This is a genomic window from Legionella sp. (assembly GCF_965140895.1).
Classification (GTDB): domain Bacteria; phylum Pseudomonadota; class Gammaproteobacteria; order Legionellales; family Legionellaceae; genus Legionella.
Window position 1 is genome coordinate 1 of record NZ_CBCSKT010000087.1, and the last position, 2,275, is coordinate 2,275.

The following is a 2,275-nucleotide window of genomic DNA, read 5'->3' on the forward strand; positions in this document are numbered from 1 at the left end:
CGCTGGGAGCCCATCGTTATGTCTTTAAATTGTATGCCGTTGACAAAGAGCTCGATTTAGGTGAAGGCACTACGCGCGATGCAGTTTTGCAAATGATAACCGGCCATGTTCTGGATACAGCTGAATTAGTAGGGCTTTATCAAAAATTTTAGCCAGGTTGCTTGCAACCAACCTGGCTATGCTATTTATATAGCCTACTCGCATGAAAGCGCAAATGCTCCTCAATGAAGCTGGTAATGAAATAATAACTATGATCATAGCCCTGCTGTAAACGCAAATTCAGCTTCACTCCTACCTGCGTACAAGCCGCTTGTAACAATTCCGGTTTTAACTGTTCGTGTAAAAAGCTATCCGCGCATCCCTGATCCACTAAAATATCTTGATGCGGCCAACCGCGAGAACGAATCAACTCACAAGCATCATATTCATTCCACAGCGGTTTATCAGTCCCCAAATACCCTGTTAAGGCCTTCTGCCCCCAAGCACATTGGCTTGGAGCACAGATCGGGGCAAAAGCAGAAACTGAACGATACTGTTGAGGATTTTTTAGTGCCAAGGTCAAAGCGCCATGCCCACCCATTGAATGTCCAAAAATACCGCAGGCTTGAGCATCTAAAGGTGCTTGCGCAGCTAAAAGTGCGGGCAATTCATCTTGAATGTAGGTGGCCATACGATAATGTTTTGCCCATGGCATTTGAATTGCATCCACGTAAAAACCTGCACCGAGGCCAAAATCATAGCTGTCATTATCTCCAGGCAAAGCAACTCCGCGTGGGCTGGTATCCGGGATAACCAAGGCTAATCCTAATTCCGCAGCAACTCGTTGTGCTCCCGCCTTAGTAATAAAGTTTTGCTCCGTACAAGTTAAGCCTGAAAGCCAATAGAGGACGGGAACATTCTGCTGTTGCGCTTGTGGCGGTAAAAAAAGACCAAAACGCATACTGCTTTGAGTCGCCGCCGATTGATGGGTGTAAACCTGTTGTATTCCACCAAAACAGGAATGTTCTTCGATAAGTTCCATGAATTAACGCCTAAATTGTTTCAAAGGGAAAGAGCGCAAAGTAGGTAAATTCCCACAAACACTTACCTAAAAAATAACAACCGAACGGATTGATTCACCCTTATGCATTAAATCAAAGGCCTCATTAATTTGTTCAATGGGCATTACATGGGTAATTAAATCATCAATATTAATTTTGCCATCCATGTACCAATCAACAATCTTAGGCACATCGGTACGCCCGCGAGCACCGCCAAAGGCAGAGCCTTTCCAAACTCGTCCAGTTACTAGTTGAAAAGGTCGGGTAGAAATTTCCTGTCCGGCTCCGGCTACCCCAATAATCGTCGATACTCCCCAGCCTTTGTGGCAACACTCTAAGGCCTGGCGCATCAAACTCACATTGCCCACACACTCAAAACTATAATCCGCGCCCCCTTTGGTCAATTCCACCAAATGCGCCACTAAGTCGCCGCCAACTTCTTTAGGATTAACAAAATCAGTCATTCCCATTTTTTGTGCTAGCGCTTGGCGTGCAGGGTTGATATCGACACCAATAATCTGCTCTGCCCCCACCATGCGCGCACCTTGAATCACATTAAGCCCAATACCTCCTAGACCAAATACCACTACTTTAGAGCCGGGGGTAACTTTTGCGGTGTAAATTACGGCACCTAGACCAGTAGTAACACCACAGCCGATGTAGCACACTTTCTCAAACGGTGCGTCTTGACGAATTTTGGCAAGCGCGATTTCAGGCACGATGGTGTAGTTAGCAAAGGTTGAGGTTCCCATGTAATGGAATACAGGTTTACCATTTAAACGAAAACGGCTACTGCCATCAGGCATCAGCCCTTGGCCTTGGGTAGAGCGAATGGCTTGGCAAAGATTGGTTTTTTGTGAAAGGCAATATTCGCATTGGCGACATTCTGGCGTATACAAAGGAATAACATGATCGCCAGGTTTGAGTGAGGTAACTCCAGCCCCCACGTCTACAACAACGCCCGCTCCCTCGTGGCCTAAAATGGCCGGAAAGATTCCTTCGGGATCATCCCCCGAAAGTGTAAACGCATCAGTATGGCAAACGCCAGTTGCTTTAATTTCTACCAAGACCTCACCCACTCTAGGTCCTTCTAATTCCACCATTTCAATTGCCAATGGTTGTCCTGCTGCATACGCTACCGCTGCTTTTACCTGCATGAGCATTTCTCCATAAAGTTAGGGCATTCCAGTGCTGTGGGCTTATTGTATTGAAAAAAATAATAAAATTCACGGATT

The 2,275-nt window shown here is 46.0% G+C and carries 3 protein-coding genes; 1 reads left to right on the forward strand and 2 read right to left on the reverse strand.

From position 1 onward, the window contains the following. Positions 1 to 2 precede the first annotated feature (2 nt). Positions 3 to 152 (forward strand): YbhB/YbcL family Raf kinase inhibitor-like protein, encoded by a 150-nt coding sequence (locus tag ACQY7T_RS09880; protein ID WP_428413071.1) that lies wholly within the window; start codon positions 3 to 5, stop codon positions 150 to 152. A gap of 29 nt (positions 153 to 181) precedes the next feature. Here ACQY7T_RS09880 and fghA read toward each other — a convergent pair whose 3' ends face one another. Further along, on the reverse strand, positions 182 to 1,021 hold the full coding sequence (gene fghA / locus ACQY7T_RS09885) for an S-formylglutathione hydrolase (RefSeq protein ID WP_428413067.1): 840 nt from the start codon (positions 1,019 to 1,021) through the stop codon (positions 182 to 184). 66 nt (positions 1,022 to 1,087) lie between these two features. After that, positions 1,088 to 2,197 (reverse strand): S-(hydroxymethyl)glutathione dehydrogenase/class III alcohol dehydrogenase, encoded by a 1,110-nt coding sequence (locus tag ACQY7T_RS09890; RefSeq protein WP_428413069.1) that lies wholly within the window; start codon positions 2,195 to 2,197, stop codon positions 1,088 to 1,090. Between the last annotated feature and the right edge of the window lie 78 nt (positions 2,198 to 2,275).